Origin of the sequence: Streptomyces sp. NPDC090083, from assembly GCF_044747445.1 — a bacterium.
Taxonomy (GTDB): domain Bacteria; phylum Actinomycetota; class Actinomycetes; order Streptomycetales; family Streptomycetaceae; genus Streptomyces.
Genome location: NZ_JBIVED010000014.1, coordinates 211,408 through 230,163 on the forward strand (window position 1 = coordinate 211,408; position 18,756 = coordinate 230,163).

General features: G+C 71.7%; 15 protein-coding genes. 11 read left to right on the top strand and 4 right to left on the bottom strand.

Translation table 11 applies throughout. The features are described from left to right. The first annotated feature begins 153 nt into the window (after nucleotides 1-153). Nucleotides 154-600, top strand: coding sequence for an ATP-binding protein (locus ACIPTO_RS37010; RefSeq protein ID WP_366315421.1), 447 nt, complete (start codon nucleotides 154-156; stop codon nucleotides 598-600). Between the two features lie 40 nt (nucleotides 601-640). Here ACIPTO_RS37010 and ACIPTO_RS37015 read toward each other — a convergent pair whose 3' ends face one another. Then, entirely contained in the window at nucleotides 641-1,987 is a 1,347-nt protein-coding gene (locus ACIPTO_RS37015; protein WP_366315419.1) for a SpoIIE family protein phosphatase, read from the bottom strand. Nucleotides 1,988-2,171: 184 nt separating this feature from the next. On the opposite strand from ACIPTO_RS37015, the gene ACIPTO_RS37020 reads away from it, so the two are divergent. From ACIPTO_RS37020 to ACIPTO_RS37035, 4 genes are all read left to right on the top strand, one after another. Further along, nucleotides 2,172-2,966 (top strand): SAM-dependent methyltransferase, encoded by a 795-nt coding sequence (locus ACIPTO_RS37020; protein WP_401199406.1) that lies wholly within the window; start codon nucleotides 2,172-2,174, stop codon nucleotides 2,964-2,966. A 137-nt stretch (nucleotides 2,967-3,103) separates the two neighbouring features. After that, nucleotides 3,104-3,982: a SigB/SigF/SigG family RNA polymerase sigma factor gene (locus tag ACIPTO_RS37025; protein WP_401199408.1), complete on the top strand. Its 879-nt coding sequence runs from the start codon at nucleotides 3,104-3,106 to the stop codon at nucleotides 3,980-3,982. A 150-nt stretch (nucleotides 3,983-4,132) separates the two neighbouring features. After that, the gene (locus ACIPTO_RS37030; RefSeq protein WP_401199410.1) at nucleotides 4,133-4,711 is read left to right on the top strand and encodes a hypothetical protein; all 579 of its coding nucleotides are present in this window, start codon (nucleotides 4,133-4,135) and stop codon (nucleotides 4,709-4,711) included. Nucleotides 4,712-4,856: 145 nt separating this feature from the next. Next, nucleotides 4,857-5,513 (top strand): TetR family transcriptional regulator, encoded by a 657-nt coding sequence (locus ACIPTO_RS37035; protein ID WP_401199412.1) that lies wholly within the window; start codon nucleotides 4,857-4,859, stop codon nucleotides 5,511-5,513. Nucleotides 5,514-5,516: 3 nt separating this feature from the next. On the opposite strand, the gene ACIPTO_RS37040 is transcribed toward ACIPTO_RS37035, so the two are convergent. Then, nucleotides 5,517-6,341, bottom strand: coding sequence for a DUF2993 domain-containing protein (locus tag ACIPTO_RS37040; RefSeq protein ID WP_401199414.1), 825 nt, complete (start codon nucleotides 6,339-6,341; stop codon nucleotides 5,517-5,519). Nucleotides 6,342-6,485: 144 nt separating this feature from the next. Between ACIPTO_RS37040 and ACIPTO_RS37045 the strand changes: the two genes are divergently transcribed. Both ACIPTO_RS37045 and ACIPTO_RS37050 read left to right on the top strand, forming a co-directional pair. After that, a complete protein-coding gene (locus ACIPTO_RS37045; RefSeq protein ID WP_401199416.1) occupies nucleotides 6,486-8,114 on the top strand; it encodes an MFS transporter in 1,629 nt (542 codons plus the stop codon). Nucleotides 8,115-8,368: 254 nt separating this feature from the next. Further along, complete coding sequence (locus ACIPTO_RS37050; RefSeq protein WP_366315405.1) at nucleotides 8,369-9,412, top strand: YbhN family protein; 1,044 nt, start codon at nucleotides 8,369-8,371, stop codon at nucleotides 9,410-9,412. 11 nt (nucleotides 9,413-9,423) lie between these two features. Here ACIPTO_RS37050 and ACIPTO_RS37055 read toward each other — a convergent pair whose 3' ends face one another. Then, nucleotides 9,424-10,209, bottom strand: coding sequence for an SDR family NAD(P)-dependent oxidoreductase (locus ACIPTO_RS37055; protein ID WP_401199418.1), 786 nt, complete (start codon nucleotides 10,207-10,209; stop codon nucleotides 9,424-9,426). Between the two features lie 87 nt (nucleotides 10,210-10,296). Here ACIPTO_RS37055 and ACIPTO_RS37060 point away from each other — a divergent pair, with 87 nt between their 5' ends. The 3 genes from ACIPTO_RS37060 to ACIPTO_RS37070 all read left to right on the top strand — a co-directional run bounded on the left by ACIPTO_RS37060 (nucleotide 10,297) and on the right by ACIPTO_RS37070 (nucleotide 13,652). Then, nucleotides 10,297-11,148 (top strand): helix-turn-helix transcriptional regulator, encoded by an 852-nt coding sequence (locus tag ACIPTO_RS37060; protein ID WP_401199420.1) that lies wholly within the window; start codon nucleotides 10,297-10,299, stop codon nucleotides 11,146-11,148. A gap of 172 nt (nucleotides 11,149-11,320) precedes the next feature. Then, the gene (locus ACIPTO_RS37065) at nucleotides 11,321-12,829 is read left to right on the top strand and encodes a hypothetical protein (RefSeq protein ID WP_401199480.1); all 1,509 of its coding nucleotides are present in this window, start codon (nucleotides 11,321-11,323) and stop codon (nucleotides 12,827-12,829) included. Nucleotides 12,830-12,908: 79 nt separating this feature from the next. Beyond that, nucleotides 12,909-13,652, top strand: coding sequence for a hypothetical protein (locus ACIPTO_RS37070; RefSeq protein WP_401199422.1), 744 nt, complete (start codon nucleotides 12,909-12,911; stop codon nucleotides 13,650-13,652). Nucleotides 13,653-13,749: 97 nt separating this feature from the next. Here the strand turns inward: ACIPTO_RS37070 and ACIPTO_RS37075 are convergent, their stop codons facing one another. Beyond that, on the bottom strand, nucleotides 13,750-14,973 hold the full coding sequence (locus ACIPTO_RS37075; RefSeq protein WP_366315395.1) for a chitinase: 1,224 nt from the start codon (nucleotides 14,971-14,973) through the stop codon (nucleotides 13,750-13,752). 235 nt (nucleotides 14,974-15,208) lie between these two features. Between ACIPTO_RS37075 and ACIPTO_RS37080 the strand changes: the two genes are divergently transcribed. Further along, nucleotides 15,209-18,583, top strand: coding sequence for a pyruvate carboxylase (locus tag ACIPTO_RS37080; protein WP_366315841.1), 3,375 nt, complete (start codon nucleotides 15,209-15,211; stop codon nucleotides 18,581-18,583). The last annotated feature ends 173 nt before the right edge of the window (nucleotides 18,584-18,756 follow it).

Below are 18,756 nucleotides of genomic sequence, written 5' to 3' on the forward strand. Positions count from 1 at the left end.
TCAGGGAGTCGGTTGCAGCTTGAACTGAGCTATGGGCATAGTTACTTGCGTGAGCGATCTAGGCCGTCCACCGAACTAGCCAAGTCCGGCAGGCCTGTTGCCCACGCCGTGCGTCTCCCGCCTGCGCCCGCCCCCGATGGAAGGCGAACCACCGTGTCCCCCCACACGACTCCCTCCCCGCAGCTCTTAGACGTCGCCAGCCCGGACCTGGCGCACTGGCTGGAACTCCCGGCGCACCGCTCCGGTGTCCGGACCGCCCGGCACGCCATGGGCGCGCAGCTCGCCAGGTGGCGGCTGCCCGAACCGGTCCGTGACGACGCGGTGCTGCTCATCTCGGAGCTGGCCACCAACGGCGTGTGCCACACGCCCAGCGCGCGACTCCTGTGCGGTGTCGGCTTCGTCACCGACCGTAGTCTCCGGATCGAGGTCCACGACCACGACTACACGGGCAGCAACCTGTCCAGATGCGAGCCGTGCCTCGACGACGAGAGCGGGCGCGGACTGTTCATCGTGAATGAGATCGCGGAGACCTGGGGGGTCGACCGATCGGGGCTCACCGGCGGAAAAGCCGTCTGGGCCACTCTGTCCACCGGCTGCTGACGCCGGACACGCGGAGGGGGAGCGGACGCCCGCGGCCTGTTCAGGTGGTCGCGGGCGTCAACTCGGCCAGCAGCAGGGTGCGATCGTCCGCCCCGGGCGCCGAACACGGAGCGCGCAGCAGCCGCTCGCACAGCGAGGGGAACGGGTCGGGCGCGCCGGGCGGGTCGGCTTCACCGGCCGGGGCGGGCTCGGCGGCCGTGTCGAGGGTCCGGGCCAGCCGGGCGATCTCCTGGTCGATGTCGGTGTGCCGGGACTCGACCAGGCCGTCGCTGTAGAGGAGGAGCAGGGCCGGTTCGTCGATGGTCACCACCGTGGCCTCGTAGTTGCCCGTGCCGAGCCCCAGCGGCAGTCCCGGGCTGGTGAGCGTGACCGGTGCGGTCGGTCCGTCCGGGCCGCGCAGCAGCGGCGGCGGATGGCCGGCGCCGACCAGGGTGCACGAGTGCGCCTGCGCGTCCCACTCGGCGTAGATGCACGTGGCGAAGGACGCGCCCGGGGTGTCGCACGCCAACTCGTCGAGTCTGCGCAGGAGTTCGGCCGGTTCCATGTCGAGTCGCGCCAGGGTGCGGACCGCCGTGCGCAACTGGATCATCGCCACGGCGGACTCGGGGCCGTGGCCCATCGCGTCGCCGACGACCAGGCCGACCCGGCCGCCGGGGCGCGGCAGGACGTCGAACCAGTCGCCGCCGATGATGTTCGCCTGGCCGGCCGGGAGATAGCCGTGCGCTATGCGGCAGCCGTCGAGCGCGCGGGCCGGGTCCGGCAGCAGGCTGTTGCGGATGGCGAGGGCGGTGCGGCGCTCGCGTTCGTAGCGGCGCGCGTTGTCCAGGGCCACGCTCGCCCGCGCCGCCAGCGACTCCACGGCGACGGCCTCGCCCGGCAGGAACGGATCCCGGTCGGGGCCGCGGGTGCAGGCGACGAACCCGACGGTGGCGCCCCGCAGCTGGAGCGGTACGACGAGGAAGGACGCGGTGCCCAGCAGATCGTCTATGCGCTTGGCGTCACCGCCCGCGGAGGCCAGCAGCCGCTCCGAGGTGTGCTTGTCCACCCCGTCGAGCAACTGCGTGTGCCCGCTGGCCAGGGCGCGTGCGTACGGGGTCTCGCGAGGGAACACGACCACCTCGCCGACCGGCAGCACGCCGTCCCAGGCCTCCGCCGCCTCCGCGCCGACCCGCAGCGCCAGCCTCCGTGCCTCGATCTGCGGTGGATCGGCGGCGGGATACGCGTCCTCCTCCAGCACCCATCGCTCCAGCAGGTACACCGACGCGGCGTCGCAGAACCCGGGTGTCAGCGCGTGCACGACATGGCTGCCGGTCAGCCGCAGGTCGAGCTCCGAGCCGATCACGTCGGCGGCGGGGGCGAAGGCCTGCCTGCGGCGTGGTGGGGGCACGGCAGGGAGCGCGTCACCTGGGTGACTGCGCGGTTCGTTCCGCAGGGTCGTGCCTTTCAGGGTGGGGGACCGGCCGCGTGACGTGGGGGAGGCAAGCGGTCTGCCGTGCTTTCGTCGGCAACTATATGATGACTCGTCAAGGATCTTGTGGCGAGAGGGAGTTGTGGTGCCGGAAACTGGAGGTTTGCCGCAGGGGATCGACCCGGGCAAGGCGAGTGTCGCCCGAATGTACGACGCGATGCTGGGCGGTGAACACAATTTCGCCATAGACCGCGAGGCGCTCGCGGCCTTCACCGCGATCGACCCCCAGGTGCGCACCCTGGCGCGGGCCAACCGCGACTTCCTCGGCCGGGCGGTGCGCTTCCTGATCGCCTCCGGGGTACGGCAGTTCATCGACCTCGGCTCGGGCATCCCCACCCAGGGCAACGTCCACGAGGTCGCCCAGGCCGCCAGCCCCGGAGCGCGCGTGGTCTACGTGGACAACGACCCGGTGGCCGTCGCCCACAGCGCCTCCCTTCTCGCCGACAACCCGGACGCGGCCATCGTCGACGGTGACATCCGGCGGCCGGCCGATGTCCTGTCCGCCCCGCAGGTACGGAAGTTGATCGACTTCGAGCAGCCGGTCGCCGTCCTGATGATCACGATCCTGCACTTCGTCACCCCCGCCGAGGACCCGGCGGGCATCGTCGCCGCGTTCCGCGACGAACTCCCGCACGGCAGCTGGCTGGCCATGAGCCACGCCACCAACGAGGACCGCCCGGACACCGCGGCGGCCGTGGGCAAGCTGTACAGCTCCAAGGCCACTTCGCCGGTCACCGCCCGTTCCTACGAGGAGATCCACGGTCTGTTCGACGGCTTCGACCTCGCCGAACCCGGCCTGACCTACGTCCCGTTGTGGCGTCCGGACTCGGAGGACGAGATCCCGGAGAAGCCGTCGGAGTACTGGGTCTACGCGGGGGTCGGCCGCAAGAGCGACTGAACCGGCCCTGTCGTTCCCCCTGTTCACGGGAAACGAGGCGCGCGCCCCGAAATTGTCCGGATGAGGGGGAGTGAGTCGCGGGATCGGGGGCAGGGGGCTTTTGTCGACAGTTTCTTCGGACGAATGGGGTGGGCGTTATGGCAGCCGTGACGGCAGCGGAGGCACCGGCCACGGCAGGACGGCGGACGACGGCAGGGGAAGCGCTTCCGCGGATCGCGCAGCCGTCGAAGGTGAGCCCGAAGGACGCGCGTGAGCTGTCGCGCCAGTTCTTCGACCGGCTGGCCTCGCTGGAGGAGGGCACTCACGAGCACCAGTACGTGCGCAACACCCTGATCGAGATGAACCTCTCCCTCGTGCGCTACGCGGCGGCGCGCTTCCGCAGCCGCAGCAACAACGAGATGGAGGACATCGTCCAGGTCGGCACCATCGGACTCATCAAGGCGATCGACCGGTTCGAGCTCTCCCGGCAGGTGGAGTTCACGTCGTTCGCCGTCCCCTACATCGTCGGTGAGATCAAGCGCTTCTTCCGCGACACCAGCTGGGCCGTCCACGTACCGCGCCGGCTCCAGGAGGCCCGCGTCGAGCTGGCCAAGGCGACCGAGGAACTGCGGTCCCGCCTCGGCCGTACGCCCACCACGCGTGAGCTGTCCGAGCTGATGTGCCTCTCCGAGGAAGAGGTCATCGAGGCCCGCAAGGCCTCCAACGGCTACACCTCCTCCTCGCTCGACGCGGCGCTCAGCTCCGACGCGGGCGCCGAGGGCGAGACCGTCCTGGCCGACGTCATCGGCGAGGACGACCCGGGGATGGAACTCGTCGACGACCTCAGCTCCCTGGCCCCGCTGATCGCCCAACTCGACGAGCGCGAGCGGCAGATCATCCACATGCGCTATGTCGAGGAGTGCACGCAGGCCGAGATCGGCGAGCGGCTCGGCATCTCCCAGATGCATGTCTCCCGGCTCATCAGCCGGATGCTCCGCCGCCTCCGCGCGGGGCTGCTCGACCCCGCGGTCGCCTGACGGACCGATCGGGCCGAAGGTCCCGACCGGCCGGGCTGTCGGTGATTTCGTCCTCCCCGGACATCCGTTCTGCGGCACTCTCGTCCTGCGGCCGGGCCGGGCACCTCTGGTGCGGGCCCGGCCCTCGCGGGGTTGCCGGAAGGGGGAGTTGTGGCGTGGCGGAGTGAGGAGTTCGGGGAGTCCCACGAGGGCTTCGTGGGGGCGGTCCTCGCCGACGGCAGCGAGCCGAAGCCGGTCCATCTCGATGTGGGCAGGGACGGTTGCGGCTTCGAGACAGGTGAATGGTGGGCGTACAACGGCTGGTTGGGGCGGCCGAAGGCGGCGGCCCGGCGGGCGTCCTGCGCGTGCGGCTGGCGCGGGGAGAGCCATCCCATCGACTGGGAGCAGGTCGACGGCCACGACCTCGACGACCTGGACACCTCCGACGCGTACGACGACTGGTGGGAACACATCCGCGCGGTCGAGCGGCGCACGATCCCGCTGCCCGAGGAACTCTCTTGCCTGATGCGGCAGGTGGAGCAGCGGCTCGACGCGCTCGCGGAGACCGCGCCGGTCGCCGCCCTGAAGGCGGTGGCCATGCTGGAGCGGATGGCGGGGCGCGTCGGCAAGGAGGCCGCGTACGGGGTGCAGGCCGACGACGTGTCCGGCGAGGCCCTCGGAAGGGCGCTCGGACTGAGCGTGGACAGCGCGCGGGAGCGGCTCGACCGGCATCTGCGCGCCGGTCGCTGACGTCGGCCGATGCCGACGGCGGCCACGACTGCCAGGGCCGCCGGTGTCGGCGGTGCCCGCTGCGCCGCGCCGCCGCGGCGCTCGGGGCCCGTGCCAGACTGGGCGTACCGCTCGGCCCTGTTCCCGCACTTCACCGAGGTTGTCCGTGACCAAATCCCCGGCCCGTGTCCCCCAGCGCAGCAACGCGCGCTCCAACCGGGAACGCATCCTGGCCACGGCCCGCCGGGAACTCGGCCGCAACCCCGACATCACCCTGGAGGAACTCGCGCGCGCCTCCGGCGTCGTACGACGGACTCTGTTCGGGCACTTCCCCGGCCGGGAGGCGCTGTTGGAGGCGCTGGCCGAGGAGGCGTCGGAGGCGCTGCGGGCCGCGCTGCCCGCCGAGCCGGAGCCGTCCGGCGCGGAGGCGGAGCCGGCCGAGCGGTCGTACGCGCGGTTCGTGCTGTCGATGTGGACCGTGGGCGACCGCTACCGGCTGCTCCTGGCGCTGGCCCGGCGCGACCTGGGCGTGGAGCGGGTCACGGAGATCCTGTCGCCGGCGCGCGGTGTGGCCGCGACCATCCTGGGCCGGGGGCAGCGCGAGGGCGTCTTCCACAGCCAGTTGTCGGCCGCCGTGCTCAGCGCCGGACTGGAGGCCATGTCGATCGCCCTGCTCGAAGAGGTCAACTCCGGGGAGCTGGACGACGACGGCACCCGAGCGGCGGTCGCCTCGCTGATCGCCGCCGGTGTGCCGGAGAAGCAGGCGCGGACCGTGGTGGACGAGGTAGCGCCGACGGGCCGGGCCGCCGCCGCGGACGACTGACCCTCAGGCGCCGCTGGACGACGCGTCGGTCCCCGCGGTGGCGTCGGCGCGGAAGGTGACCGACTCGCCCGACAGCCGGGCGCTGAGCCCGCTGTCCGTCGCGGTGACCGAGCGCAGGCCGAGGCCCTGCGGGATGTTCCGGAGCCGGATCGGCCGCGCGAAGGCCCCGGTGAGTGCCGCACGTCCCAGGTCCGCCAGCGGGCCGCCCGTGACCTGGAAGTCCTGGAAGGCGATGCGGTTGCCGGGGAGCACCGAGACCGTCGTCGTCACGGTGAGGTGGCCGCCGGTGGGCAGGGGGACGGTCGCGCGGACCTGGCCGGGGCGGCTGCCCCGGGAGATCGCCGGGCCCAGGGTGGCGGACAGGTCCGGGTAGGACAGCAGGGCGGTCGCCTCCGCCGAGTGGGCCCGTGCCTCCGAGTCGTCGTCGGACCTTCTCAGGTCCGTGAGCCGCAGCGAGAGTTCGCTCAGCGGCAGCGGGCCCGTGGTGGCGCCCGCCGGTAGGTCGTGCGCGGTGATGTCCACGTGCCGCAGGGTGCCGGAGGCCAGCTGGGTCAGCACGGGGAAGCCGCGCACGTGGACGTCCGGCGCCGAGGGCGTGTGCATGCCCGCCTGGAAGGCCGTGGCCGTACGGGCCTCGACCCGGGCCGTCGCCACGCGGTCGGCCGCGGCGGGCACGAGCAGCAGCGCGAGCAGGGAGCCGACGGCGACGGCGGCCCGGTGCCGGTTCCTGCGGGGCGGACCGTGCGCGTCCAGCGGCTCGGCGGGCGCGTCCGTCTCGTGATGCGCGCGCAGGTCGTGTGGCTCGTCCATCTCGTGGTGCTCGTGCATGGCTCTCTTTCCTCGGGGTTCCTCGGGGTGGCCGCAGGCGGCGAACCGGGTCGGCCGTGGGATCGCATCGGCATAGTTGCACACCGGTGGGCAATAAAATAACCTGCACATCAGTGAGCAATTAATGTCGTCCAGGAGTCTCCGATGCCGCTCGTCGCCACCACACCCGTCGACAAGATGACAGGGCCGTACCCGCGGCGCTGGTCCGCACTGATCGTGCTCTGCCTGAGCCTGTTGATCGTGGTCATGGCGAACACCTCGCTGATCGTGGCCGCCCCCGACATGACCGCCGACCTCGGCCTGAGCAGCAGCGACCTGCAGTGGGTCATCGACGGCTACACCGTCCCGTATGCCGCGCTGATGCTGGTGCTGGGCGCGATCGGCGACAAGTACAGCCGGCGCGGCGCACTCCTGACCGGGCTGGTGATCTTCGGCGGCGGATCGGTGATGGGGAGCCTGGTCCACGAGACCGGGATGGTCATCGCGGCCCGCGCGGTCATGGGGGTGGGCGCGGCGGTGGTCATGCCGGCCACGCTGTCCCTGCTGGTCGCGATCTTCCCGAAGCACGAGCGGGCGCGGGCCATCACGGCCTGGACCGCGACCTCGGGGCTAGCCATCGCCATCGGTCCGCTGGTCGCGGGCCGGCTGCTGACGGACCACGCCTGGGGTTCCACGTTCCTGATCAACGTCCCCATCGCGCTCCTCGCCGTGGTCGGCGCGCTGGTCCTCGTGCCGCCGTCCAGGGCGGAGGGGATGGGCCGCATCGACTACATGGGTGGTCTGCTCTCGATCGTGTCGGTCGGCGCCCTGGTCTACGCGCTCATCGAGGGCCCGCACTTCGGCTGGGACGCGGGTCCGGTCACCGCGGCCGTCGTCGCCGCCGTCGGTCTGCCGGCCTTCGCCGCCTGGGAGTCGCGCCACCCGCACCCCATGCTCGACGTCCGCAGGTTCACCGAGCGCGCCTTCAGCGGCTCGATGCTGGCGGTCCTGTTCTTCTTCTTCGGCACCTACGGCGCGATCTACTACGCCACCCAGTTCCTGCAGTTCGTCCTCGGCTACAGCGCGCTGGAGACCGGCGTACGATTGCTGCCGCTGGCCGGTGCCGTGTCCGTCGGCGCCCTCGTCACCGGGCGGCTGACGCCCAGGCTGGGCGTGAAGCCGATGGTCGTGACCGGCATGGCGATCGGCACCGCGGGGGTCTTCCTGCTCACCCTCGTCGACAAGACGTCCGGCTACGGCGCCTTCCTGCCGATGATGCTCCTGCTCGGCTTCGCGATCGGACTCAGCGTCTCCCCGGCCACGGACACGATCATGGGCTCGTTCCCGGAGAACGAACTCGGGGTCGGCGGCGGCGCCAACGACACCGCGCTGGAACTCGGCGGCTCCCTCGGCATCGCCATCCTCGGCTCGCTGCTGGGCACCACCTACAAGGACAGGCTGACCGACCTGGCCGGCGGTCACCTCCCGGCCGCCGCGCTGGACACCGCGAAGGACTCGGTCGGCGGCGGCCTGGCGGTCGCCCGGCAGATCGCGAACACACCCTCCGCCGGACCGCAGCAGGCGCAGGCCCTGGTCGACGCCGTGCACGAGGCCTTCGCGCACGGCGTCGCGCGGACCAGCCTCGTCGGCGGGATCATCATGGCCGCGGGCACGCTGATCGTCCTCGCCGTCCTGCCCGGCCGCCGCGCCGATGCCGAGCCCGGACCGCGGGGTACGGAGCCCGGCCACGACCAGGAACATGCCACCTCCGCGCCGAACTCCCGCTCCCTGTAGGCCCTTTGGGGTCCAGCGTCCGGTGAGCCGGATCCGCCGGGGGCGCACGCCGGCCGGCCGGACCATCGTGGATAAACTGGAACAGTTCCGCCCCGGCGCCCCCTTTCCCGCCCGCTCGGAGAACACCGTCCCCGCGACGCGCGGCGCCGGAATCCCCGACGACCGCATGTCCCTGCCCGCTCGCGGGCAGGGGTCCGGGGGTGACGGGCCGGATGCCGTTCCCGCCCACCTGACGGAGACCGACGGTCCTGCCTGTGAACCCCACGGACGCCACCGCCCCCCTCGCCGAACCGACCACCCGCCGCGGCCGGCGCTGGCTGCGGCCCGCGGTGATCACCGTGCTGCTCGCGCTGTTCGGCACCGAACTGGTCCTGGGCTGGCCCTCGCTGGCCGCCGCCCTGTCCCAGCTGCGCGCGCCCCGGCTGAACTGGTTCGCCGTCGCACTCGTCGCCGAGGTGGCCGCCATGGGCTGCTACGCGCGCATGCAGCGCCGACTGCTTCGCTCGGCCGGGGTGATCGTGCCGATCCAGAAACACGTCGCGCTCGCCTACGCCGCCCACTCGCTCAGCGTCACCCTGCCCGGCGGGCCCGCCTTCTCCACGCACTTCAACTACCAGCAGATGCGCCGCTTCGGAGCCACCCCCGCCGTCGCCTCCTGGTGCATCGCGCTCTCCGGCATCCTCTCGGCGGCGGCCCTGGCCGTCGTCACCGCGATCTCCGCGGTCGCCTCCGACGGCAGCCTGCAGTGGCACAGCCTCGTCACCCTCGGCCTGGCCGTGGTCCTGCTGACCGTCGGCATCCGGCGCGTCACCCGCCACCCCGAGAAGGTCGAACCGGCCACCCGCGCCGCGCTGGCCCGGGTCAACCGGCTGCGGCACGTGCCCGAGACCCAGGGCCTGGACCGCGTCCGCGGCTTCGTCGAGCAGCTCCGCACCGCCCGACTCGAACCCCGGCACGCCGTCGCCGCCGCGGTGTTCGCCGTCCTCAACTGGCTGCTCGACGCGGGCTGTCTCTGGCTGTGCTTCCACGCCATCAGCGACACACGGATCAGCGGTGCCCAACTGCTGCTCGCCTTCTGCGCGGGCATGGCCGCCGGGACCCTCACGATCATCCCCGGCGGCCTCGGCCTCATCGACAGCGCGCTGATCCTCGGGCTGGTCACCGGCGGCGTCGCGACCAGCACCGCGATCGCCACGGTCGTGCTGTACCGGATCATCAGCTTCGGGTTCGTCATCGGCGTCGGCTGGATAACGTGGCTCGTCATCCGCCGCCACAACCGCCGGGAACCCGCCGTCTAGCGCGCCGGGCCTCAGGCCCGGGCGCCGCCGTCGACCCGCAGGACCGTGCCGGTCACGAAGGACGCCCGGTCACTGAGCAGCCAGGCCGCGGCCTGCGCGATCTCGTCGGGGTCGGCCGCCCGGCGCAGCGGGGTGTGCGCCGTGAGCCGGTCCTGGAGCCCGGGTGACTCCGCCTCCCAGGCCCGGATCATCTCGGTGAGGGTGTTGCCGGGCGCGATGGCGTTCACCCGGATGCCCTCGGGGCCGTAGGTGACGGCGGCCGACTCGGTGAGGCTGTTGACCGCGCGCTTCATCGCGGCGTAGGCGGGAAGCTCGGGGTTGCCCATCAGGCTGCCGACGGAGGAGTTGTTGACGATGGCGCCGGTCCCGGCGGTGGCGCGGATGGCGGCGACCTGGGCGGCCATGGCGAGCCAGACGCCCCTGAGGTTCACGTCGTAGACGTGGTCGAACTCGCTCTCCGTCAACTCGTCCATCGGGCCCGGGCGCTGGATCGTGGCGCCGTTGTTGAAGGCCGCGTCGAGGCGTCCGTACAGCTCCACGGTGCGGTCGACGGCCGCGCGGACGCTCGTCGCGTCGGCGAGATCGCAGACCACGTGGTCGGCGGTGCCGCCCGCCGCGCGGATCTCCTCGGTGACCGCCTTCAGCTGGGCCTCCGTACGGGCCGCGAGCAGTACCTGAGCGCCTTCCCGGGCGAACAGCCGCGCCGCCGCCGCGCCGATGCCGCGCCCCGCGCCGGTGACGAAGGCGACCTTGCCGGAGAGCAGGCCGAGGGAGGGGGAAGTGGGTGTGTTGGTCATGGCACCGAGCCTGCGCCGGACCGCCGGGCCCATCCAGGCACCGGCAGTACCTGGATCCGCGGGGCGCCTCCGGCCGACACTGGGGGAGTGGATCGACGAGAACTTGGCGACTTCCTGCGCAGCAGGCGTGAGCGGATCACCCCGGCCGAGGTGGGGCTGCCCGCCGGGCCGCGCCGCCGTACCCCGGGGCTGCGCCGCGAGGAGGCCGCGCAGCTGGCGTTCATCTCGACCGAGTACTACACCCGGCTGGAGCAGGCGCGCGGCCCGCACCCGTCGCGCGAGGTGCTGGCCGGGCTGGCCCGCGCGCTGCGGCTGACGGACGCCGAGCGCGACCACCTCCACCACCTCGCGGGCGTGCCGCCGGGGCCGCCGCCCGGTCCTTCGCGCGAGGTCCGGCAGAGCCTCCTCGACCTGGTGCACCGGCTCCCGCAGGCCGCCGCGTTCGTGCTGTCGGCGACGTACGAGGTGATCGCCTGGAACGACCTGGCCGCCGCCCTCATGGAGGACTTCTCGGCCGTGCCGAGGCGCGACCGCAATCTCGTGCGCCGTGTCTTCCTCGGACCCCACCTGCCAGGACGGCGGCTGTACGGCGTGTCCGACGCCGACGAGTTCGCCCGGCGCGCCGCCCAGGACCTGCGCGCCACGTCCGCCCGCTATCCCGACGACCCGGAACTGAAGGACCTGGTGGCCGAACTCCTTGCGGGCAGTGAGGAGTTCACCGAGCTGTGGAACTCCCACGACGTGGCCGCAGCGCCCACCTTCTGCAAGACCTTCCAGCACCCGGTGGTCGGCCCGGTCACCGTCAACTGCGACGTCCTGGACATCGCCGACCGCGACCAGCGGGTGGTGATCTACACGACCGTCCCGGGCTCACCGTCCGAGAGCGCCCTGCGCCTGCTGTCGGTCATCGGCACCCAGCGCATGGACATCACCCCGTGACTCCTCCACCGCGCGACACATCGCGCGGTGGCGAGACCGGCAGGACCCCACTGTCCTGGCACTGAACCCGACCGTACACTGACAAGTCACGGTAACGGGGGCATTGTTGATCGGGGGGAAGCGCATGTCCGGAGATCAGTACGGGTCCGCTCAGGGGTGCGTCGTGCCACCGATGCCGTCGTTCCCACCGCCCGCGCCGCCGGACCGGCTCAGATCCGTGGCGGTCGGCCTGCTCAACCTCAGTGGTCTCGGGCTCGGTTACGCCCTGATGCGCCGCTGGCTGCTCATGGCCGTGTGCTGGGTCGCGACCGCCGTGCTCCTCCTGGTGGCCCTGCCCGCCGACCCGGACGGCGTCTCCGGCGTCCTGGTCACCCTGTATGTCGTCTTCCTCGTACTCGCCGCCGTGCACGGCGCGTTGACCGGTCTGCGCACCCGCCTGGCCTGGCCCGCACCCATGGCGGTCGCGGTCGTCCTGGGCCTGGTCCTGCTCGCCGTGCCGGCCGGAGGAGTCGTCCTCTACGACCACGCGCGCGACGAGGCGACTCAGCAGATGCTCCTGGACCGGCTGGACAAGGCCGACCAACTCGTCGCCGATTCCGGGAGGTTGTCGTTCTCGGCGGCCGAACCGCACTACCGCCAGGCGCTGGTGGTCTACGACGACCTCAGCACCGACCACCCCGGTTCGCGGGCGGCCGACCGCGTGCCCGACCGGATGAAGACGTTCTACACGACGGTCGCCGGCGCCTACGCGCAGAAGAACTACTGCGACGCGATACCCCAGTTGAAGTACCTGCGGACCGTCCCCCGCACCATCGACAAGAAGGAACTGGGCACGCTCACCACCTGGCCCGACGACCGGCTGGCCACCTCGCTCTACGAGTGCGCGTCCACCGGGCTGGCCGCCCAGGGCGCCGACTGGCCGGGGAACTTCGGTGATCTGCTGACCCTGTTCCCGGACTCCGCCCAGGCGAAGCAGGTCGAACCCGCCGTCAAGTCGGCCGTGGACAAGGCGGTCGACGGAGTGCGCGGCAGCCAACCCTGCACGGCCGTGCAGCAGTTGACGACTCTCGCCGGGCAGATCGGCACCCTCCAGGGTCAGCAGGCGGGCGCGAGCGACGCGCTCGGCGCGGACGCGCGGCGGGCGGGCGGACAGGCCGACTCCGGTGCCTACCAGTGCGGTGTCTTCCAGTACAAGGGCGGCGACTTCGACTCGGCGCTCAGCACGATGAACGACTTCGTGAAGAAGAACACCCACGACAAGAACCGGGACCGTGCCAAGAAGATCGCCATCGCCGCCGAGGTGGCGAAGACGGTCCCGGCCGCGGGCAAGAAGCTGCCGACGACCGCGTCCGGCGGCAGCATCTCCGTCACCGTCAAGAACGACAGCCCGGACGACATCACCGTCCTGTACACCGGTCCGGTCACCGGCAGCTTCACCCTGAAGGGCTGCGGCAGCTGCACGTCGTACTCCCTCACCACCACGCTGCTGAAGGGGTTCAAGCCGTGCAGCTCCGGCAAGAGCTACCCGCAGAAGACGATCAGCCTGCCGACCGGGACGACGTACTTCGTGCACCGTCCCGACAGCTCCACCGCGACCCCGGCCTCGGACACGGCGACGCTCAGGTCGGGCTACATCTACACGGAGTGCGCGTACAGCACGGGCGCGTTCGGCACCGGATGACCGACCGGCCGGAGCCGCCGCGCGTCCGCGGGGCGGGGCGGGTGAGGCGGTAGGTCCCCGGCCGGGGACAATCGGTGCCATGACGGACGGTACGGACGGTAGGGGCGACGCCGAGAGCCGCTTGGCCAGGGTCGAGCGGCTGTTGGAGGACGGCGGGCGCGATGTGGTGCCCGCGTGGCGCCGGGTGACGCGCGGGGAGACACGGTGGGCGGTGTCCGCCGTCATCCTGGTGGCGGTCGTCCTGCAGCTGATGCTGCCGCACGGGCTCGCCCTCCAGCCGTACTGGCTGCTGCCCGTCCTCGAACTCGTGCTGATGGTCGGCCTGTTCATCGCCAACCCGCGACGGATCGAGCCCGGCACCCGGTGGCTGCGCTGGCCGGGTCTCGTCCTGATGGGCGTGATCAGCCTGGCCAACGGGTGGGCGGCGGTCCGCCTGGTGAGCGGTCTGGTCCGGGGCACGGAGAAGCTGGGGGCCGGACCGCTGCTGCTGACCGGCGGTGCCATCTGGCTGACGAACGTCATCGTGTTCGCCCTGTGGTACTGGGAGTGGGACCGCGGCGGTCCGATGGCCCGGGTCATGGGACAACACCGGTACGCCGACTTCCTCTTCGTCCAGATGCAGAGCCCGGAGACCGCGCCACCGGACTGGGAACCGGCGTTCCTGGACTACCTGTACCTGTCCTTCACCAACTCCACCGCCTTCAGCCCGACCGACGTGATGCCGCTCTCGCGCTGGGCCAAGATGCTCATGATGCTGCAGTCCTCGGTGTCCCTGGTGACCGTCGTCCTGGTCGTCGCACGGGCCGTCAACATCCTGGGCTAGCCGGGGAGTCGGGCCGACGATGACGGACGGCGACGCCGAGTACGCCCTTGTGAGGCCTGCTTGACGCCGCCGCCCGTGTCCTGCTGATCCCGCCGGATCAGCAGGAGCCCTCGTCCTGCCACGGGCCCCACTGGGAGGCACCGGGCACCTCGTTCTGGGTCCACCACTTGGCGACCCAGTTGTGGTTGCCGTAGGACACCTCGTTGCCCTGCGTGTAGACGGCCGAGGAACTCCACGCCGTCTTGCACGCGCCCGAGGTGGGCGTCGGGGTCGGTGTGGGCGTGGGTGTCCCGGTCGGCGGGGTCACGCCCGCGAACTGCACCGAGTACTTCGCGAAGTCCCAGGGGTTCTGCGCCACGCTGGAGCAGGTCCCGGAGGTGGTCCCGCCGTTGTCGACCGGGCTGCACTGCCGGTCGCGGTTGAGCGACCAGAAGGTGAAGCGGTCCATGTTGTGGCTGGTGGCGTAGTTCAGGACGGTCTGGAAGTCCGCCTGGGTGAAGTACTCGCCGGTGTCGCTGCGGCCGTTCATGCCCGAGAAGCCCTCGTGGGCGTAGGCGGTCGCCTGGCTCCAGCCGAACGTGGACTGCAGGATGGAGTTGAAGTTGGTGAGCGCGCTGGTCTGCGAGGCCGCGCCGTTGAAGCCGCCGTCGAACGGCATGATGGAGAAGTTGTTGGGCGTGAAGCCCTGCGACTTCGCCTCCAGCAGCATCTGCTTGCCGAACCAGCCGGTGCCGTCGGCCGTGCCGGCGGTGGTGACGGAGACGTACAGGCCCGGGTTGTTCGCCTGGAGGATCTTGGCCGCGCCGATCTCGTTGTGGATGGCCGCCGTGTTCTCGTACTCCGGCTCCTCCAGGTCGAAGTCGATCGCGTGCAGGCCGTACTTGGTGATGACCTGCTGGTACGCCGCCGCGGTCGAGGCCGGGTCGGCGCAGGCCTGGCCGAGCTTGGTGCCGCCGTAGCCGCCGATCGAGACGGAGACGTCGCCGCCCTTGGCGCGGATCGTGTTGATGACCGACTGGACGGCGGTGTCCGAGGAGACCGGTGAGGTGCCGCCCCAGGTGGGGGAGCAGCCGCCGCCGTTGGGGGCGAGGACGAAGGCGAGCTGGAAGGCCTTGAGGCCCGTGGCGTCCATGATGGCGCCCGCGTCCGGCGGGTTGTTGTCCGTCGGCATCAGATAGGGGGCCGCGGCGTACCAGCGGTTGCTCAGCGCGGTGGTCGCGCTGGTCGCGCCCTGGGCGGTGGTCGCGACCAGCGCGGTCGTGCCCGCGGCGGCTGTCGTCACGGCGGCCGCCGCGACCAGACATGCGCGAAGACGTGTCACGTTGTGCCTCCGGTGGGGATGGGGGAGGCGCCCAGCTTCTGGCGCTGTCGCGGCCACGTCAATGGATTGGACTGGACCAAAGTGCACTTTGGACTAGACCATACGATTTCTTTACCGTCGGCCCCGCGAACCGCGTCACGCGACACGTTTGCGACTAGTGTCCCGGCTCACATGGCGTTCCAGGGGCGACGCCGACACCATGGTGCACGTCATCGGCAGGCTGAAGGGATCGGGAATGTTCCGCAAGGTGCTGGTCGCCAACCGTGGAGAGATCGCGATCAGGGCGTTCCGCGCCGGCTATGAGCTGGGCGCCCGAACGGTCGCGGTCTTCCCGCACGAGGACCGAAATTCGCTGCACCGGCTCAAGGCCGACGAGGCCTACGAGATCGGCCGGCCCGGACATCCGGTCCGCGCCTACCTCTCCGTCGAGGAGATCGTCCGGGCCGCACAGCAGGCGGGAGCGGACGCGGTCTATCCGGGCTACGGATTCCTCTCCGAGAACCCCGAACTCGCCCGCGCCTGCGAGGAGGCGGGCATCACCTTCGTCGGTCCCAGCGCCCACATCCTGGAGATGACCGGCAACAAGGCCACGGCCATCGCCGCCGCCCGCGCGGCCGGAGTGCCGGTGCTCGGCTCCTCGGCTCCCTCCACCGACGTCGACGAACTGGTCCGCGCCGCCGAGGACATCGGCTTCCCGGTGTTCGTCAAGGCGGTCGCCGGCGGCGGCGGGCGCGGGATGCGCCGCGTCGAGGACCCCGCGACCCTGCGCGAGTCCATCGAGGCCGCCGCCCGCGAGGCCATGTCCGCGTTCGGCGACGCCACGGTGTTCCTGGAGAAGGCCGTGGTGGACCCCCGGCACATCGAGGTGCAGATCCTTGCCGACGGCGAGGGCAACGTCATCCACCTCTTCGAGCGCGACTGCTCGCTGCAACGCCGGCACCAGAAGGTCGTCGAGCTGGCCCCCGCGCCCAACCTCGACCCCGAACTGCGCGACCGGATCTGCGCCGACGCCGTCCGGTTCGCCCGCGAGATCGGCTACCGCAACGCGGGCACCGTCGAGTTCCTCCTCGACCCGGCCGGCAACCACGTCTTCATCGAGATGAACCCGCGCATCCAGGTCGAGCACACCGTCACGGAGGAGGTCACCGACGTCGACCTCGTCCAGGCCCAGCTGCGCATCGCCTCCGGCGAGACCCTCGCCGACCTCGGCCTCTCCCAGGAGACGGTCACCCTGCACGGCGCCGCACTCCAGTGCCGCATCACCACCGAGGACCCCGCCAACGGCTTCCGCCCGGACACCGGACGGATCAGCGCCTACCGCTCGCCCGGCGGCTCCGGCATCCGGCTCGACGGCGGAACCACCCACGCGGGTACGGAGATCAGCGCGCACTTCGACTCCATGCTGGTCAAACTCACCTGCCGGGGCCGGGACTTCACCACCGCCGTCAACCGCGCCCGGCGCGCCGTCGCCGAGTTCCGCATCCGCGGTGTGGCCACCAACATCCCGTTCCTGCAAGCGGTGCTGGACGACCCGGACTTCCAGGCCGGGCGCATCACCACCGCGTTCATCGAGCAGCGCCCGCACCTGCTGACGGCCCGTCACTCCGCCGACCGCGGCACCAAGCTGCTCACCTACCTCGCCGACGTCACGGTCAACAAGCCGCACGGCGAACGCCCCGACCTGATCGACCCCACCACCAAGCTGCCGGCGATCCCCAGTGCCGAACCCCCGGCCGGTTCACGGCAGTTGCTCGCCGAACTCGGCCCCGAAGGCTTCGCCCGCCACCTGCGCGAGTCGCCCACGATCGGCGTCACCGACACCACCTTCCGCGACGCCCACCAGTCGCTCCTGGCCACCCGCGTCCGCACCAAGGACCTCCTCGCGGTCGCCCCGGTCGTCGCCCACACCGTGCCCCAGCTCCTCTCCCTGGAGTGCTGGGGCGGCGCCACCTACGACGTCGCGCTGCGCTTCCTCGCCGAGGACCCCTGGGACCGGCTGGCCGCCCTGCGTGAGGCCGTCCCCAACATCTGCCTCCAGATGCTGCTGCGCGGACGCAACACCGTGGGCTACACCCCCTACCCGACCCAGGTCACCGACGCCTTCGTCCAGGAGGCCGCCGCCACCGGCATCGACATCTTCCGCATCTTCGACGCGCTCAACGACGTGGGCCAGATGCGCCCGGCCATCGACGCCGTACGCGCCACCGGAACGTCGATCGCCGAGGTCGCCCTCTGCTACACCTCGGACCTGTCCGACCCGAACGAGCGCCTGTACACGCTGGACTACTACCTCCGGCTGGCCGAGCAGATCGTGGAGGCGGGCGCCCACGTCCTCGCGGTGAAGGACATGGCGGGCCTGCTGCGCGCACCCGCCGCCGCGACCCTCGTGTCCGCGCTCCGGCGGGAGTTCGGCCTGCCCGTCCACCTGCACACCCACGACACCGCGGGCGGGCAGCTCGCCACCTACCTCGCCGCGATCCAGGCCGGCGCGGACGCCGTCGACGGCGCGGTGGCCTCCATGGCGGGCACCACCTCGCAGCCGTCCCTCTCCGCGATCGTCGCCGCGACCGACCACTCCGACCGCCCCACCGGCCTCGACCTCCAGGCCATCGGCGACCTGGAGCCGTACTGGGAGAGCGTCCGCAAGATCTACGCCCCCTTCGAGGCGGGCCTCGCCTCGCCCACCGGCCGCGTCTACCACCATGAGATCCCCGGCGGCCAGCTCTCCAACCTGCGCACCCAGGCCATCGCGCTCGGCCTCGGCGACCGCTTCGAGGACATCGAGGCGATGTACGCCGCCGCCGACCGCATCCTCGGCCACTTGGTGAAGGTCACCCCGTCCTCGAAGGTCGTCGGCGACCTCGCCCTGCACCTGGTCGGCGCCGGAGTGAGCCCCGCCGACTTCGAGGCGTCCCCCGACCGGTACGACATCCCGGACTCCGTGATCGGCTTCCTGCGCGGCGAGTTGGGCACCCCGCCCGGCGGCTGGCCCGAGCCGTTCCGCACCAAGGCGCTCCAGGGCCGCGCCGACCCCAAGCCCGTCCAGGACCTCAGCCCCGAGGACCGCACCGCCCTCGACAAGGACCGCCGCGCCACCCTCAACCGCCTGCTGTTCCCCGGCCCGACCCGCGAGTTCGAGAACCACCGCCAGACCTACGGCGACACCAGCGTCCTCGACAGCAAGGACTTCTTCTACGGCATCAGGCCCGGCAAGGAGTACACCGTCGACCTGGAGCCCGGCGTCCGCCTCCTCATCGAGCTGGAGGCCGTCGGCGAGGCCGACGAGCGCGGGATGCGCACGGTGATGTCCGCGCTGAACGGCCAGCTCCGGCCGATCCAGGTGCGGGACACCTCCGCCGCCTCCGACGTCCCCGTCACCGAGAAGGCCGACCGCGCCGACTCCGGCCATGTGGCCGCCCCCTTCGCGGGCGTGGTCACCCTCGCGGTCAAGGAGGGCGACGAGGTGGAGGCCGGGGCCACCGTCGCCACCATCGAGGCCATGAAGATGGAGGCGTCGATCACCGCGCCGAAGTCCGGCCGGGTCTCCCGCCTCGCCATCAACCGCATCCAGCAGGTGGAGGGCGGCGACCTGCTCGTCGAACTGCGGTAGGCGCCAGGTCCGCGGGCGGTTCGCTCCGGTGACCGGAGTCGGGGCGAACCGCCCGACCCGGTCACCGGCGTCCAGCTGAGCGGCACGGCGACAGGATGCTCGACCCGGTGACCGGATCGGTCCGGTCCCGGACCCGATGCGGCCTGTCGCCCGCCCGTCCGCACGGCGCAGTC